This window comes from Streptomyces sp. NPDC046876, assembly GCF_040645035.1.
GTDB lineage: Bacteria > Actinomycetota > Actinomycetes > Streptomycetales > Streptomycetaceae > Streptomyces.
Genome location: NZ_JBEYXK010000036.1, coordinates 51,590 through 66,973, shown reverse-complemented (window position 1 = coordinate 66,973; position 15,384 = coordinate 51,590). Strand labels below are relative to the sequence as shown.

Annotated in this window: 15 protein-coding genes; 8 read left to right on the top strand and 7 right to left on the bottom strand. The window is 72.6% G+C overall.

Features of this window, described 5'->3' with window-relative positions; genetic code table 11:
- Positions 1–254: 254 nt before the first annotated feature.
- The gene (locus tag ABZ924_RS20470; RefSeq protein ID WP_361911415.1) at positions 255–2,582 is read left to right on the top strand and encodes a SpoIIE family protein phosphatase; all 2,328 of its coding nucleotides are present in this window, start codon (positions 255–257) and stop codon (positions 2,580–2,582) included.
- Positions 2,583–2,631: 49 nt separating this feature from the next.
- On the opposite strand, the gene ABZ924_RS20465 is transcribed toward ABZ924_RS20470, so the two are convergent.
- Positions 2,632–5,592, bottom strand: coding sequence for a HAMP domain-containing protein (locus ABZ924_RS20465; RefSeq protein ID WP_361911412.1), 2,961 nt, complete (start codon positions 5,590–5,592; stop codon positions 2,632–2,634).
- Between the two features lie 82 nt (positions 5,593–5,674).
- Entirely contained in the window at positions 5,675–6,673 is a 999-nt protein-coding gene (locus ABZ924_RS20460) for a zinc-dependent alcohol dehydrogenase family protein (protein WP_361911409.1), read from the bottom strand.
- 99 nt (positions 6,674–6,772) lie between these two features.
- Here ABZ924_RS20460 and ABZ924_RS20455 point away from each other — a divergent pair, with 99 nt between their 5' ends.
- The 3 genes from ABZ924_RS20455 to ABZ924_RS20445 all read left to right on the top strand — a co-directional run bounded on the left by ABZ924_RS20455 (position 6,773) and on the right by ABZ924_RS20445 (position 8,247).
- Entirely contained in the window at positions 6,773–7,102 is a 330-nt protein-coding gene (locus tag ABZ924_RS20455; RefSeq protein ID WP_361911406.1) for a helix-turn-helix transcriptional regulator, read from the top strand.
- Positions 7,103–7,213: 111 nt separating this feature from the next.
- A complete protein-coding gene (locus ABZ924_RS20450; RefSeq protein WP_361911403.1) occupies positions 7,214–7,627 on the top strand; it encodes a hypothetical protein in 414 nt (137 codons plus the stop codon).
- Positions 7,628–7,779: 152 nt separating this feature from the next.
- Complete coding sequence (locus tag ABZ924_RS20445) at positions 7,780–8,247, top strand: hypothetical protein (protein ID WP_361911400.1); 468 nt, start codon at positions 7,780–7,782, stop codon at positions 8,245–8,247.
- Between the two features lie 24 nt (positions 8,248–8,271).
- Here the strand turns inward: ABZ924_RS20445 and ABZ924_RS20440 are convergent, their stop codons facing one another.
- Positions 8,272–8,895 carry a TetR family transcriptional regulator gene (locus tag ABZ924_RS20440; protein WP_361911397.1) on the bottom strand — a complete coding sequence of 208 codons (624 nt, stop codon included), beginning with the start codon at positions 8,893–8,895 and terminating at the stop codon, positions 8,272–8,274.
- A gap of 108 nt (positions 8,896–9,003) precedes the next feature.
- Here ABZ924_RS20440 and ABZ924_RS20435 point away from each other — a divergent pair, with 108 nt between their 5' ends.
- On the top strand, positions 9,004–9,987 hold the full coding sequence (locus tag ABZ924_RS20435; protein WP_361911394.1) for an aldo/keto reductase: 984 nt from the start codon (positions 9,004–9,006) through the stop codon (positions 9,985–9,987).
- Between the two features lie 233 nt (positions 9,988–10,220).
- Here the strand turns inward: ABZ924_RS20435 and ABZ924_RS20430 are convergent, their stop codons facing one another.
- The gene (locus ABZ924_RS20430; RefSeq protein ID WP_361911391.1) at positions 10,221–10,727 is read right to left on the bottom strand and encodes a hypothetical protein; all 507 of its coding nucleotides are present in this window, start codon (positions 10,725–10,727) and stop codon (positions 10,221–10,223) included.
- Between the two features lie 262 nt (positions 10,728–10,989).
- On the opposite strand from ABZ924_RS20430, the gene ABZ924_RS20425 reads away from it, so the two are divergent.
- Both ABZ924_RS20425 and ABZ924_RS20420 read left to right on the top strand, forming a co-directional pair.
- Positions 10,990–11,565, top strand: a complete 576-nt coding sequence (locus ABZ924_RS20425) for a TetR/AcrR family transcriptional regulator (protein WP_361911388.1) — start codon at positions 10,990–10,992, stop codon at positions 11,563–11,565.
- A gap of 96 nt (positions 11,566–11,661) precedes the next feature.
- Positions 11,662–12,450, top strand: a complete 789-nt coding sequence (locus ABZ924_RS20420) for an SDR family oxidoreductase (RefSeq protein ID WP_361911385.1) — start codon at positions 11,662–11,664, stop codon at positions 12,448–12,450.
- A 30-nt stretch (positions 12,451–12,480) separates the two neighbouring features.
- Here ABZ924_RS20420 and ABZ924_RS20415 read toward each other — a convergent pair whose 3' ends face one another.
- Both ABZ924_RS20415 and ABZ924_RS20410 read right to left on the bottom strand, forming a co-directional pair.
- The gene (locus ABZ924_RS20415; RefSeq protein ID WP_361911425.1) at positions 12,481–13,170 is read right to left on the bottom strand and encodes an SDR family NAD(P)-dependent oxidoreductase; all 690 of its coding nucleotides are present in this window, start codon (positions 13,168–13,170) and stop codon (positions 12,481–12,483) included.
- Between the two features lie 115 nt (positions 13,171–13,285).
- Positions 13,286–13,885, bottom strand: a complete 600-nt coding sequence (locus ABZ924_RS20410; protein WP_361911382.1) for an SgcJ/EcaC family oxidoreductase — start codon at positions 13,883–13,885, stop codon at positions 13,286–13,288.
- Positions 13,886–13,986: 101 nt separating this feature from the next.
- Here ABZ924_RS20410 and ABZ924_RS20405 point away from each other — a divergent pair, with 101 nt between their 5' ends.
- The gene (locus tag ABZ924_RS20405; protein ID WP_361911379.1) at positions 13,987–14,460 is read left to right on the top strand and encodes a MarR family transcriptional regulator; all 474 of its coding nucleotides are present in this window, start codon (positions 13,987–13,989) and stop codon (positions 14,458–14,460) included.
- Between the two features lie 66 nt (positions 14,461–14,526).
- Here ABZ924_RS20405 and ABZ924_RS20400 read toward each other — a convergent pair whose 3' ends face one another.
- The gene (locus tag ABZ924_RS20400) at positions 14,527–15,327 is read right to left on the bottom strand and encodes a DUF2165 family protein (RefSeq protein ID WP_361911376.1); all 801 of its coding nucleotides are present in this window, start codon (positions 15,325–15,327) and stop codon (positions 14,527–14,529) included.
- Between the last annotated feature and the right edge of the window lie 57 nt (positions 15,328–15,384).

The following is a 15,384-nucleotide window of genomic DNA, read 5'->3' as shown; positions in this document are numbered from 1 at the left end:
CGACCCGGTCGGCCAGCCCCTCCTCCGCGGCCTGCTTGAGGGCGTACGCCGCCTGGGCTTTGATGGCGGCGGCCGGGGGGTGCGCTGGGGCTCCGCCCCAGACCCCGCGCCTCAAACGCCGGCGAGGCTGAAGGTGCCGGCGGTCGGGGGACGTCCTGGCGGGGTGCGGCGAGTAAAATCGGGGCAGGCGATCCCTGAGTCCGATCCGGTCCGGGCCCCCGTCGGTGACGCCGCTACGCCCCCCGGAGGGTGACATGCACCAGGTCCCCGGCGAACCGGTCCGGGGCCTCGAGCCCGGCGCCGGTACCGGTACCGGTACCGACAGCGAGCTCGACGCCGGCCCGCTCCAGCGGGCCGTGCGCGCGCTGACCGGCGAGATCGCCGCGCTCCGGGCGGCCCGCGCCGACCTTCGCCTGCGCGACCTCGCCACCGGGATCCTCGTCGCCCAGCTCGGCGTATCCCCGGCCGAGGCCGCGGACCACCTCGGCCGCCTCGCCTCCGGCACCGGGATGAGCGTGTCCGATGTCGCCGCGGACATCGTGAACGCCACGGCCGGAGCCTCCGCTGCCCCCTCCGCCCCGCCCGCCCCACCGACCCCCGCCGCCCGCCGACTGCGGCGTACGGACACCGCCGTCGGCGCCGCCGAAGCCGCCGGCCAGGCCGCGGCGGCCCTGCTGGAGGGAGGACTCGCCCCCCTCGGCGTCCGCGAGGTGTGGCTGTGGCGGCGCACCGCCACCGACTGCCTGCAGCTCGTCGCCCACACCGGCGGCAGCCCCCTGCAGGCCGTCCACTGGCAGTGGCTCCCGGCCCACCTGAGCGGCGCCCTGCACACCGCGTGCGACGAAGGCGGCCCCGGCTGGTTCCCGGCCGGCCCGCCGCCGGGCGAACCGCTGCCCGGCCCCGGCCCGGAGGCCGGCCGCGCCGTGCTGCCGCTGCGCCACCACGGGACCGTCGACGGCGTTCTGCTGGCCGTCTGGCCCGGCCCGGTCTCCTTCGACCTGACCCTGCGCCGCGCCCTGGAGGCCTTGGCGGACACGGCGGCCCGCGTCCTCGACGCCGCCCCCGATCCGGCCGCGGCCGACACCGTCGGCGCCTCCCCGCCGCTCGCGGCCGTACTGGACTCCCTCACCGCCGCCGCGCTCCTCCTGCACCGCCCCGACGCCCCCGCCGACTGGCACATCGCCCACGCCAACCCCGTCGCGCAGCGGCTGCTCGCCGGCGTCCCGGACCCGGTCGGGCGCACGCTGGCCGAGGTGCTGCCCGAGCACTGCGCCGACCTGGAGAATCTCCTCGCGCAGGCCCTCGCCGACGCCGCGCCCCGTGAGGCGGACCGGATCGCCGGCGATGGCGCGGGCGGCGGTGTCGGCGGGCTGACCGACGTACGGGCACTGCCCGTCGGCCCGGACCGGTCCGTCCTGCTGTGGCGCACCGCGGACGATCCCGACCGGCTGCTGCGCCGCGTACTGGACCGGCTCGAACAGCTCGCCCTGTTCGAGGAGGACCTGGTGTCCGGAACGGTGCGCTGGAGCGAGCGGGCGTACGCGGTCGTCGGCATGGCGCCGGACGCCCCGGCCCTCCCGCTGCGGGAACTGCTGCCCCGCGTCCACCCGGACGACAAGGAGGCCCTGGCCGAACTGCTGGACGACCTGACGATCCGGCAGGAGGGCGCGCACGCGCTGGTCCGGCTGGTCCGCGGCGACGGCGGCAACCGCTACGTCCGCATCAGCGCCGAACCCCTCGTGCGCGCAGCGGCCACCGTCGCCGTGACGGGGGTCTTCCAGGACGTCTCCGCCCGCCACCTGACCGAGCTGGCGCTGGGCGCCACGTACGACCAGCTGACCGTGGTGGAGGCGCAGGCGGCGGCCCGCCACGAGGTAGTCCGGCGGCTCCAGCGGGCCATCGTCCCCGAGGTGCCGGCCTCCGTGGAGCTGCCCGGGCTGCTGGCCGCGGCCCGCTACCGGCCCGCGGCACAGGAGTACCGGGTGGGCGGCGACTGGTACGAGGTGCTGCCGCTCGCCGACGGCCGGGTCATGGTGGCCGTCGGCGACATCGCGGGCCACGGCGTCGAAGCCGCCACCGCCATGGTCGCCCTGCGCAACACCCTGCGCGGGCTCGCCTTCACCGGGGCCGGGCCCGCCCAGCTGATGGCCTGGCTCAACGAGGTGTCCATGGCGCTGCGCAACCCCACCGCGACCGCCGCGTGCGCCCTGTACGAGCCCGAGGAGCGGCTGCTGCGCTGGTCCAGCGCCGGCCACCTGCCGCTGATCCTGCTCCGCGAGGGCCGCGCCCGCCTCCTGGAGACCCCCGGCGACATCCTGCTGGGCGCCCTGCCGTCGGCGGAGTACACGGAGACCGTCACCGCGCTGCGCCCGGGCGACCTGCTGGTCCTGTACACGGACGGCCTCGTCGAGCGCCGGCACAGCTCGCTCGACGAGGGGATGGCCCAGCTGATGCGGTCCCTCGAACCCCTCGCGGACGCCGGCCTCGAGCCGATCGCCGACCGGCTGCTCGCGGAGGCGCGGGGCAACACCGACGACGACACGAGCCTGGTCCTGGTGCGGGTCGTGCAGGAGGGTGCTTGAGCCAGGCGCGTGCTCGAGCCATGAGGCGCTCGAGCCCTCGGGCCGCGCCTCAGGCCAGCCAGCTGCGGATCCGGGCCGCCAGCTCGTCCGCGTCCACCGGCTTGGTGACGTAGTCGTCGGCGCCCGCCGCGAGCGCCTTCTCGCGGTCCCCCGGCATGGCCTGCGCGGTCACGGTGATGATCGGCACGTGCCGGTAGCCGGGCAGGGCGCGGATCGCGGCGGTGGCCTCGTAGCCGTCCATGCCGGCCATCATCACGTCCATCAGCACGAGGTCCACGTCCTCGTGTTCGGCCAGCAGCCGCAGCCCCGCCCGGCCGTCCTCGGCCCGCAGGACGCGGATGCCCTCCCGGCGCAGGATCTCGGTGAGGGCGAACACGTTGCGCGCGTCGTCGTCCACCACGAGCACCGTCACCTCCCGACGGGAACCGGTCCGCGGGACACCCTCCCCGTGCGCTGCGGCGCCCACCGGCCCCGGGCCCAGCGCGGCCGAGGCGGTGCCCGGGGCCGGTCCGGGCGGCGGCGGCAGCCGTACGGGCAGGTAGAGCGTGAACACGCTGCCCTCGCCCGGCCGGGAGCGCACCTCCACCGCACCGCCCAGCAGGTGGGCCACCTCCCGGCTGATGGACAGGCCGAGCCCGGTGCCCCCGTAACGGCGGCTGGTGGTGCCGTCGCCCTGCTGGAACGCGCCGAAGACGATCTCCAGCCGGTCCGCCGGGATCCCGATGCCGGTGTCCGCGACGCGGAAGGCGAGGACCCCGTCCTCCTCCGCGGCCCCGGTGTGCTCGTCGACGAGAACGGCGGCCGGGACCTCGTGCCGGGCCGCGACGTCCACCCGCAGCTCGACGTGCCCCTCCTCGGTGAACTTCAGCGCGTTCGCGATCAGGTTGCGCAGCACCTGCCGCAGCCGCGCCTGGTCAGTGAACAGCTCCTCGGGCAGCCCGTGCCCGGTCAGCACCCGGAACTCCAACTGCCGGGCGGCGGCCACGGGCTGGAAGGTGGAGTCCAGGGTCTCCAGCAGCTGCCGCAGCGGGAAGGGCTCGGGGTACAGGTCCATCTTGCCGGCCTCGACCTTGGACAGGTCGAGGATGTCGTTGATCAGCTGGAGGAGGTCGGAGCCCGCCGAGTGGATCACCTCGGCGTAGTCCACCTGCTTGTCGGTGAGGTTTCCGTCAGGGTTGCGGGCGAGCAGCTGCGCCAGGATCAGCAGGCTGTTGAGCGGGGTGCGCAGTTCGTGGCTCATGTTGGCCAGGAACTCGGACTTGTACATGGACGTCCGGGACAACTGCTGGGCGCGGACCTCCAGTTCCTGGCGGGCCTGTTCGATCTGGAGGTTCTTGCGCTCGATGTCCCGGTTGCGGTCGGCGAGCAGGGCGGCCTTCTCCTCCAGTTCGGCGTTGGAGCGCTGCAACTCCTCCTGGCGGGCCTGGAGTTCCTGCGAACGGGCCCGCAGCTCGGCGGTCAGGCTCTGCGAGCGCTCCAGCAGCTCGTCGGTGCGGGAGTTGGCGATCAGGGCGCTGACGCTCACCCCGACCGTCTCGATGAGCTGGTCGAGGAAGTCGCGGTGGATCGCCGTGAACGGCACCAGCGAGGCCAGTTCGACGGCGCCCAGCACCTGGTCCTCGGCCACGATCGGCAGGACGAGCAGCACGGCCGGCTCCGCCGAACCGGCCCCGGAGGAGATGGTGGCGTACCCGGGCGGCAGGTGCTCGGCGGACAGGGTGCGCCGCGAGCCGGCCGCCTGACCGACCAGGGACTGGCCGAAGCGGAACCGGCGCGGGGGAGAGGTGGGGTCGTCGGGCGTCCCGTAGCAGGCCGTCATGACGAGGTACGGGCCCTTGTCGTCCCGGTCCGCGAGGAAGAACGCGCCGTACTCGGCCCCGACCAGCGGCGGGACCTCGTTCATCACCAGCTGGGTCAGGTCGGTCAGGTCCCGGGTGCCCTGCATCAGGCCGGACACCCGGGCCAGGTTCGTCTTCAGCCAGTCCTGCTCCTCGTTGGCGCGGGTGGTGATGCGCAGGGACTCGACCATCGCGTTGATGTTGTCCTTGAGGTCGCCGACCTCGCCCGGGGCGTCGACGGTGATCGAGCGGGTCAGGTCGCCCTCGGCGACGGCGCTCGTCACGGCCGCGATCGCACGGACCTGGCGGGTGAGGTTCCCGGCGAGCTCGTTGACGTTCTCGGTGAGCCGCTTCCAGGTTCCGGAGACGCCCTCCACCTCGGCCTGGCCGCCGAGTCTGCCCTCGCTGCCCACCTCGCGGGCGACGCGGGTCACCTCGGCCGCGAAGGAGGACAGCTGGTCGACCATCGTGTTGATGGTGGTCTTGAGTTCGAGGATCTCGCCGCGCGCCGAGACGTCGATCTTGCGGGTGAGGTCGCCGCGGGCGACGGCCGTGGTGACCTGGGCGATGTTGCGGACCTGGTTGGTGAGGTTGTCGGCCATCGAGTTGACGTTGTCGGTCAGGTCCTTCCAGGTGCCCGAGACGCCCTGGACGGTGGCCTGGCCACCGAGCTTGCCCTCGGTCCCGACCTCGCGCGCGACGCGGGTGACCTCCTCGGCGAAGGCGGAGAGCCGGTCGACCATGGTGTTGATGGTCTCGCTCAACTCGAGGATCTCACCGCGCGCGTCGACACGGATCTTGCGGGTCAGGTCGCCGTTGGCGACGGCGGTGGCGACCTGCGCGATCGAGCGGACCTGGGAGGTCAGGTTGTCGGCCATCGTGTTGACGCCGGTGGCGAGCTCCTGCCAGATGCCGCTCACCCGGTGCACGCGGGCGTGGCCGCCGAGGAGCCCCTGGCCGCCGACCTCGCGCGCGACCCGCGTCACCTCGGAGGTCACCAGGGACAGCTGGTCGACCATGCCGTTGTAGACCGTCGCGATCTCGCCGAGGAGGCCCTCGGAGCCCTCGGGCAGGCGGATGGTGAAATCGCCGTCGCGCACGGCCGTGAGCCCGTGCAGGAGCCGCCGCAGCCCCTCTTCGCTGAGCTCGGGCCCCTGCCGGGATTCATCCATCGACGCCTCCTCGTCCACTGTGGCACGGGGGGCCGCCGGGGACATCCCGGCAGGTGGCGGGCGTGCGCCGGCCGGGGACCGCTCACCCGGCCACGGTGACCACGATCTTGCCGAACCGGGTGTGGGACTCCATGTGGCGGTGCGCCTGCACGATCTCCTCCAGCGGGAAGAGGCGGTCCACCACCGGCCGGAAGTACCCGCCCCGCAGCCCCGAGGCCACGAACGCGGCGGCCCGGCGCAGCCGCTCCGGGTCCTTCGCCGTCTCGAGCATCGTGTACGTCCGCATGTTGAGCGCCGGCATCCCGAGGTCGAACCCCGGGTACGGCGTCGGCTGCCCGCTCTGGGCGCCCCACAGGAACAGCGTCCCGTCGGCCGCCACCGCACGCGCCAGGTCCACCACGCCCGGCCCCGCGACCGCGTCGAAGACGTACTCCGCGCCCCGGCCGCCGGTCAGCTCCAGCACGCGCCCGGCCACGTCCTCCTCCTCGGAGACGAGGACCTCGGCCGCCCCCTCCTCCAGCAGCTGCCGCTGCTTGGCGCGGGTGCGGGTGACGGCGATCGGGGTCGCGCCCAGCCGGTTGGCGGTGTGGATCGCGGCCAGGCCGACGCTGCTGGACGCGGCGTTGACCACGGCCACGTCCCCCGCCCGGATCCCGCCGATCTCGGCCATCGCGCCGTACGCCGTCAGGTACGGCATCCACACCGCGGCCCCCGAGACCGCGTCCACGCCCTCGGGCCGCGGGAGCAGCGCACTGACCGGCACGACGGCCTGCTCCCCGTACACGCCGTAGTCGTTCTGCGAGAAGTTCGGGATGACGCTGACGGCCTGCCCCTCCTCGAAGCCGGTCACCCCGGGGCCGAGCGCCTCGATGACACCGGCGGCCTCGGAGCCGAGCCGGGAGGGGAACCGGCGGACGGGTTCGATGTACCGGCCGCTGCGGAAGAGGGCCTCGGCCCGGTTGACGCCGATCGCCTCGATCCGGACGAGCGCCTCACCCGGCCCCGGTTCGCCTGCGGGGACGTCCTCCAGCCGCAGTACCTCGGGGCCGCCGATCTCGTGGAACCGCACCGTTGCCGCCATGACTCAAGTCCTCCGATTGCCGTTGCCGGATGGGTGATCCACCGTGGCATGAAAGTACGACCGTGGTCAAACTTTGATGGGCGTCGTACTATCGGGGGCATGGAACGCACGCCGTCACATCCCGAGCTCGCGCAGGTCTCCCTCCAGCAGGTGCTGGAGGCCCTTGTCGATCCGGTCCGCCGCAGCATCGTGGCGCAGCTCGACGCCGGGGGCGCGGACACAGCCTGCGGCGAGTTCGACATCTCGGTCAGCAAGTCCACCGCCACCCACCACTTCAAGGTGCTGCGCGAGGCGGGCTTGATCCGGCAGTACTACGTGGGGACCTCGCGCATGAACACCCTGCGCGGGCAGGAGATGGAACAGGCGTTCCCCGGGCTCCTCGCGGCCGTGTTGCGGGCGCAGTCCGTACAGCGGCCGAGCCGGCCCTGACCGTGAAGGCGGCCGCCTCGGGGCACGGCCGGCAGGTGGGGCGGAGGAGTAAGGGAGGCCGGTCACCCGGATGCCCGTGTCGGCTGCGGCCCGCTCCCGGCGCGGCGATCCTTGCGCCATGACGTCCGGCCGACCGCACGTCATCGCCTCGACTACTGGGGCAAGCGGGCCACCCGGTACGCGGGGCAGTGCGTCCTGCTGGGCCTCGTGATCGTGACCGTCACGAGCCTGATGTTCCTGGTCCTGCAGTGGGAGGGGGGCTACGGCGCCGGGTTGTTCTGGCTCTGGATCGCCCTGGTGGCGTGGTCCGTCTGGGCTCTGTGGGAGGTCAGTCGGCAGAAGGTCTGGCGGGGGATTCCGCACCCCAAGGGTTTCGCGACCGGAGTCGCCCTGTCGGCTCTGATCGGTTCCGCGAGCGTGGCGTACTCCGCCATGTACATCCCGTACGTCGCCCCGCCCAAGGTCCCCTTCATGGTGGCCTTTCGTGGCCGACCACTGCGTTCCGTGAGAAGGGCACCGGACTGAAGAGGTGGCGGGACGAGCTGGGCGACGCCTGGGACACCAACCGGTACGAGGACTTCAACGCCCCCGCCCGCCTGCTGGGGGCAGGGCAGATCGCCTCTGCGGGCAGCCGCCTCGACCCGGGCGACGACTTCTCGAAGCAGGCCGTCATCGAAGTGCCGCTGAAGGACGTCGGCCAGGGACGCGTCGAGCTGGACGCGGCGGTCTCCTTCATCCGGGCCGACCGCTGCAAGCTCGCCAACAGCTACCCGAAGTCGATCGAGTACTCGTGGGACGTGGACTCCGCCGACCGCAAGCCCGTCTGGGGCGCCCCCTCGTGGCTCGCGAACCCGGGGGACGACTTCTTCCGCTACCGGTCGAGGATCTACCGCAGCAGCGCGATCATGAACATGACCCAGGCTCCCGACTGGGCGGCCATGTGGTGGGTGATCCCGAAGTGGCGTGAGGGAAAGCTCCTCGCGCCCGGGGACACCATCCCCTGCATGGAAGTCCACATCGCCCGCGACCCGGACAGCCAGGAAGTGCTCAGCGAGGACGAGCAGGAGCCGTACGGCATGAAGACCAGGTGGACCTCGGTCGATCAACCGGTTGCGCTGCTTCGCCGGGCCGCCGAGAATCCCTGAACCGCCGCGGCCCGCACACCAGGGTCACTGCCCCTCGGCGCGCGATGCGGACGCGGGCTGCTCCGGCCGCTCGTGTACGGCGACGAGCCGGGCCACGGCGTCGATGACCGCCGCGCGGTGCCCTTCCCGGAGGTACTCCGACCACGTCGGCCCGCCTGCCGCGTCGCCCGTCGCCCCGCCGGCCGTGGTGAACCAGGCCTGTGCCAGTCCGAGGACCAGCATCAGCAGGTCGGCCGGGTCGTGGGTGGGGTCGACGTGGCCGCCCCGCTGGGCCGCGGCCAGGGCAGCGGTCTTGCGCTCGTACGACTCGGCCTCCAGCGAGGTCGCCTCGGGGCGCTCCAGCCGCTTCCACATCACCAGCCGCATGAGGCGGGGGTCCGCGGTGAGGTGGTCGAAGATCGCTCCGGCGTAGCCGGGCAGGTTCTCGGCGTCGAAGGGGACGGATTCCGCCCCCTGCTCCAGGGCCTGCTGGATGACCTGGTCGAAGAGCTGTTCCTTGTTGCCGTAGTAGACGTAGATCATCCGCTTGTTGGCCTCGGCCGCGTCGGCGATGCGGTCGACCCGGGCGCCGGCGATGCCGTACTCGGCGAACTCGTCGAACGCCGCCGCCAGTATCCGGGCCTTCGTTGCCTGTGAATCGCGTGCCATGGCTCCCAGGCTAGCAAGTAACTATCCGGTTATTGACAAGAGTGCTCGCGGATGGTGCACTGGTGCATAACCAGTTAGTTACTTGCTTGCTTCTCGGGAGAACACGTCATGGAACTGCGCGCGCTCGGCACCCAGGGTCTGCAGGTCGGCGCCGAAGGCCTCGGCTGCATGGGCATGAGCGCCTTCTACGGGGCCACGGACGAGGCCGAATCGCTGGCCACGATCGACCGGGCCCTCGAGCTCGGCGTCACGATGCTCGACACCGCCGAGGGCTACGGCCCCTTCCGCAACGAGCAGCTGATCGCCAAGGCCGTCGCGGGCCGCCGCGACAAGGTCGTCATCGCGACGAAGACCGGCATCGAATTCGACGACGACGGCACGATGCGCGGCCACAACGGCCGCCGCGAGTACATCCACCGCGCCGCCGACCGCTCGCTGCGCCACCTCGGCACCGACCACATCGACCTGTACTACCTGCACCGCGTCGACCCGGACGTGCCGATCGAGGAGAGCATCGGCGCGATGGCGGAGCTGGTCACCGCCGGCAAGGTCCGCTACCTGGGCATCAGCGAGGCCGCGGCGGCCACGATCCGCCGCGCCCATGCCGTCCACCCCCTCACCGCCGTCCAGACCGAGTACTCCCTCTTCGAGCGCGGCATCGAGGGCGACGGGGTCCGGGCCGCCCTGGAGGAGCTCGGCATCGGCCTGGTCGCCTACTCCCCGCTGGGCCGCGGCTTCCTCTCCGGCGCCATCACCAGCCCGGACGACTTCGCCGAGGACGACTTCCGCCGCACCGACCCCCGCTTCCAGGGCGAGAACTTCGCCCGCAACCTCGCCGTCGTCGACGCCGTCCGACGTCTCGCCGAGGCCAAGGGCGTCACCCCGTCCCAGCTGGCGCTGGCGTGGGTCCTGCACCAGGGAGCGGTCCCGATCCCCGGCACCAAGCGCCGCAGCTACCTGGAGGAGAACGTCGCGGCCACCGGCGTGACCATCACCGAGGAGGACATCGCCGCGATCGAGGCCGTGGCCCCGCGCGGCGTCGCCTCCGGCGACCGCTACTCCCCGGACCTGATGCGCTCCCTCAACGGCTGAGGCGGCGGCCGCCGCAGCGGAACCCTCTGGGGCGGGCTCCTGACGGTCCTCGTGGCCTGCCGATGGAGATGCCGGCCACGTCCTGGATCATGGCGCCGGGGGGCGCCATGAAAGCTCCATGCCAGGGCGACGGCCGCTCCTCCCCGAACTCACGGTCACGGACGGGCACCGCCCCACCCGTGAGGTGTGTCCGTTGGCGAGGGGAATGATCTCTGCGGTGGCACGCGGTTTGACTAGGAGTCATACGCTGGGCTGTGGATCGTCTCGGATCCGCCCCTGGAGATGTTGGTGAATTTCCCCACTCCGATTGCGGGGTAAGTGTGGTGCAACTCTTTGGACGTGCACGTGACGATCCGGTTGGGGGGCACGTTTTGTTCGCAAGAGTGCACCAGTTGGTTCGGCTGAGGCCCCATGTAGAGGGCGATGCCGCCCTCGATGGCGCGGCGGCTGCGGTTCCCGAGGGACCCGGCGACGATGAAGATGCCGCCGCCGACGCTTTCCTCCTCTTTGCCGATGCAGACGGCGGCGACGATGGTGTTGTGAACGATCCATGTGTTGCCGCTGCACAGCACGGGTGCATCCGAGGCCAGGCCTTGCGCCCGCAGCGCCTGTAGGGCGGCCTGAACGGCAGGGGATTGAGGCGGTTCGGCGTGGGCCGCGGCGTGAGGGGGAGCCGGGCCGAAAGCGGCTGCCACTGCAGCGGCAAGGGCTGCTGCGGCCTTGAGGGGACGGTGGGGCACGGTGGGTCCACCTTCTTCCGGAGACCTCGAATCCACCGAAGGTGTTGGCGCAGCCTGCGGCTTGCCGCTCGTGGTACAGCCCGCAGGGGCTTGCGTCAGTGGCCGTACAGGCAAAGTTTCTCATCGCCGTCGAGGCGCGGCAATGCCGGTCCGGCTGTGCGGCGCGGAGATCGCCGTTGTCGGTCAGGGGTGGGACCGTGGTCGGCGGCTGCTGGGGCGCGAGTAGTTGACCTGGAGGTCAAATGATCACTACGGTGCGTCCATGGGCAGGCCGAAGAGCTTCGAACCGGACGTCGTCATCGCGCTCGCGATGGAGACGTTCTGGACCAAGGGCTACGTGGACACTTCCCCGGCCGACCTCGCCGCGGCGACCGGAGTGGCCAAGGGCAGCCTGTACCACTCCTTCGGCTCCAAGCGGCAGCTGTTCGCCAAGGTGTTGGACCTCTACGGCCGGATGTGTTCGGAGTCGACCGAGGAGGCTCTCTCGCGGCCGGGTACGGCCAAGGAGTGCATCCGTGCGTACTTCGTGATGCTCGTGGACATGAGCCTGGACGGGCCGGCCCGGCGTGGATGCCTGGCCCAGAAGACGATCGAGGAGCTCGGCGGGCGGGACGAGGAGGCGGCCCGCGCGGTGCACCGCATGGAGGAGCGGATGATCGAGCTGTTCACCGCCCGCATCCGGCAAGGGCAGCGGGACGGTGACGTCGACCGGGACGTCGACGCCAGGGCGCAGGCGCTGCTTTTGCAGACGACCCTCGCGGGGCTGCGGGTCATGGTCAAGACGTTCGACCGGCCGGTTCTGCACCAGATCATCGACACGGCCCTGGCGGGCCTCTGACGTGTGACGTGACGCCTGCGTCGCGGCGCGCGGCCCTTTTTTCGCCCTGATTTTAGACCTCCAGTTCAAGAATCTGTCATTCGAGAGAGGAAGATCATGGATCTCGGTATCAGCGGGAAGACCGCCCTGGTCACCGGTGCAAGTCGCGGTATCGGCCTGGCGATTGCCCAGACCCTGGCTGCGGAGGGTGTCCGGGTGGTGGGTGCGGCCCGCACCGTCACCCCTGAGCTGGAGGAGGTCGCCGCCGCGGCCGTGTCCGTCGACCTGAGCACGCGCGACGGGGCGCGGTTGATCGTCGATCGGGCGCTCGCCGCGGTCGGCGGGATCGACTTCCTCGTCAACAACGTGGGCGCGGGCGACCCGGAAGGGCTGTCCCTCGCCGGGTTCCTGGACGTCGACGACCAGCAGTGGCAGGGGATATTCGATCTCAACCTCTTCAGTGCCGTGTGGACCACCAAGGCGGCGCTGCCGAGCATTCTGGAACGCAAGGGGGCGATCGTGAACATCTCCTCGATCAGTGCCCGCGTGCCCGGCGGTTCACCGGTCGGTTACGCGGAGGCCAAGGCCGCCCTGACCCAGTTCGGCAAGCGGCTCAGCGAGGAGTTGGCGCCGCGCGGTGTCCGTGTGAACACCGTCTCCCCGGGCGTCGTCACCAGTCCGCTGTGGACCGACCCGGACGGCTTCGGCGGCAGCGTGGCCGCCGCGCTCGGGGTCGGCCACGACGACCTGCTCGACGAGCTGCCCGGCCGGTTCGCGATCTCCTCGGGGCGCCCCACCGAACCCGAAGAGGTGGCGGACCTGGTCGCCTTCCTGCTGTCCGACCGCGCCGCCAGCATCCACGGCGCCGACCACGTGATCGACGGCGGCACCCTCAAGGCCTCCTGACCGGCCGACGGCAGCCGCTCGGCACGGCCTTCAGGTGCCTGCGAGGACCGCGAGGGACGTGCGGCGGGGGAGAGCGGCGAGGGTCCTGGTGAGGAAGGTGTTCGCCAGGCCCGGGAGGACGGTGTGGCGGCTGCGTCGGCGCAGGGCCCTCAGGGCGGCTGCCACCACCGCCTCCAGGGTGTGGACCAGCACCGACGGCGTGTCCGCGTGCAGGCCGGGCCGGGTGGCGGTCGGGCCGGGGCAGAGGGCCAGGACGTGGATGCCGCGCGGCCGTTGCTCGTACCAGAGCGCCTGGGAGAACGAGGTGACGAACGCCTTGGTGGCCCCGTACACCGCCTGGCCCGGCTGCGGGGTGAAGGCGAGGGCCGAGGCGACGTTGACCAGGGCGGCCCCGGGGCGTGCCGCGCCGAGGAAGGCGTGCGACAGGATGACCACGGCCTCGCAGTTGAGGCGGAGCATGGGCCGGGCCCCGTCGATGGACAGGGTCTCGTCGATGGACGAGGCACCCTCGATCGGCGCGGCCTCGTCGAGGGGCGCGGTCCCGCCGGTGGGGCCGGCGCCGAAGGGGCCCGGGGGCCGGGCGCAACCGGCGTTGTTGACCAGCAGGTCGTACGGGATGGCGGCCGCAGAGAGCGTCGCCGCCGTGCTGCGCAGCCCCTCGGCGGAGGCCAGGTCGACCGCGAGGTGGTCGTGCCCCTCGCCCGGGAGCTCCGCCGTCAGCTCCCTCAGGCGGCGCCCGCTGCGGGCGACCGCGTGACGGTGTGGCCCTGCGCGGCCGGGGCGAGGGCGAAGGCCCGGCCGATGCCCGACGTGGCGCCGGTGACCAGGGCGCGGCTCACTTCTCCGCCTTCGGGGCCGTGGCGGGCGAGTACAGGAACGAGAAGCGCTCCATCACGTTCTGCCGCTGGGTGTTGTGGAAGGCGGCGATCCGCCACACGCCGTCGGAGTCGCGGACCAGGGTGTACGTCTGCACCTTCGACAGCTCCTCGGCGGACGGCTTGCTGCCGGTGTAGTCGTCGCCGCGGCCGGTCAGCAGTGCGACGTCCTTGACCGGGAAGCGCATGTCCAGGTAACTGGCGGCGAGCTTGCTGCCCTTGACGAAGTCCCGGAAGAGCGCGCGGTGGCCGTCGGTGATGTCGGAGCGGCCTTCGTAGTGGCTGCCGACGTACGTGGTGTAGGTGGCGTTCTCGGTGAACTGGCGGCCGTAGGCGTCCGCGTCGCCGCGGCCCCAGGCGGCGGTGAGGGCGTCGAGGGTGGCGCACACGGCCTCGCCGTCGGCGCGCTCGGCGCCGGCCGGGATGACGTCGGTGCAGGCGGCCGCCCCCGTCCGCCGTACGTCGGAGGTGGCGTCGAGGTAGACGTACCCGGCTCCGGCGCCCACGGCGAGAACGGCGGCGGTGATGAGGGCGGCGCGCTTGACGGTCCTGCGGTTCATGGTGAGGCCCCTCCTCGGACTGTTGCCTAGACTGGTGCAGCAACTGCATACATGCATTATCTGCATACATGCAGATATTCGGCAAGAGGAAAGGAGTGGTGATGTCGGAACAGGACGACCGCCGCCCGGTCTTCCGGGACTACATCGACGCCGTGGGGCTGCACGGCATGGCGGGGGCGGAGGCGGCGGGCCTGCAGGCGTCCGAGTGGTACGCGCTCAGCCGGATCACCCTGGCCGGCGGACTGACCTCGGGAGAGCTCGCCGCCGGGACGGGACTGACGACGGGCGCGACCACCCGGCTCATCGACCGCCTCGAACGCGCGGGCTACGTACGGCGGACGGCCGACCCCGCCGACCGGCGCAAGGTCGTCGTCGAGGCCGTACCCGACGCGCTGGCCGGCGTCGAGGCCGTCGTCGGCCCCGCGCGGCGCCGCATCGCCGAGGTGCTCGCCGGCTACACGCCCGAGCAGCAGGAGCTGCTGTTCGACTACTTCCGGCGCTCGGCCCCCGCGTTCCGCGAGGCGACGGAGGAGATCCGCGCGGCCACGCACGAACGCAAGGCCCGCCAGGACTGACCGCCGCGGGCGCCCGGCCTGCTCGCCGCCCCGGCTCCGGGCCCCGCCGCCTTCTCGGTCGCCGTCTCAGCCGGCGGCGGAGCCCGGGTCCACGGGGCTGCCCGGTTCCACGCGGGTACCCGGTCGGTCGGAGGAGCCCGGCCGGTCAGGGACGCCCGGTCGGTCGGAGGCGCCCGGCCGGTCGGGGACGCCCGGTCGGTCGGAGGCGCCCGGCCGGTCGGGGACGCCCGGTCGGTCGGAGGCGCCCGGCCGGTCGGGGCCGGCGGCCGAGGGGAGGTGGACCAGGACGAGGGCCACCGCCGCGAGCAGGGTGTTGCGGCTCGCGGCGTCGAGCCCGTTCCACTGCTCCGATTGCCACATCGCGAACCACTCGCCGCCGACGGCGAGGAAGCCGAGTCCGAACAGCAGCAGCACCATCACCAGCCCGGCGCTGCTCGCGGCGCGCGCCCGCCACAGGCTGCCGCCGCGCAGCGCGGCGCCCCACAGCCACACGGCCCGGAGCAGGACGGCCGCCGCCAGCACCTCCCAGGCGATGATGCCGACGTACACCGCGTTCTGCAGCCTCGGCGAGGTGACGGCCCGCCACATCAGGTCCGGGTCCCGGAAGGTGGTGTCCATCGCGAGCACGTGCCGGACGAACTGCTGGTTCGTACCGAAGTCGGTCAGGTTCCCGAAGGCCGCCAGGGTCAGGACGAGCGCGACGACCGCCGTCAGCGCGGCCGCGCCGAGGGCCGGGCCTGCCGCCAGGCCGGGCCACCGCGCCCACCGGACCGGCCCGGCCGCACCGGCCGACTCCGTCAGCCCCGACAGGCGCGTGTCCGTCAGCCCGGACCGGCGCATGTCCGTCCGCCGCCCACCGTCCGCCATCGCCGCTCCCTCCGTACGCCCGCGGCCGCGCCGCCCTCCGCTGCGAACATGGCGCGC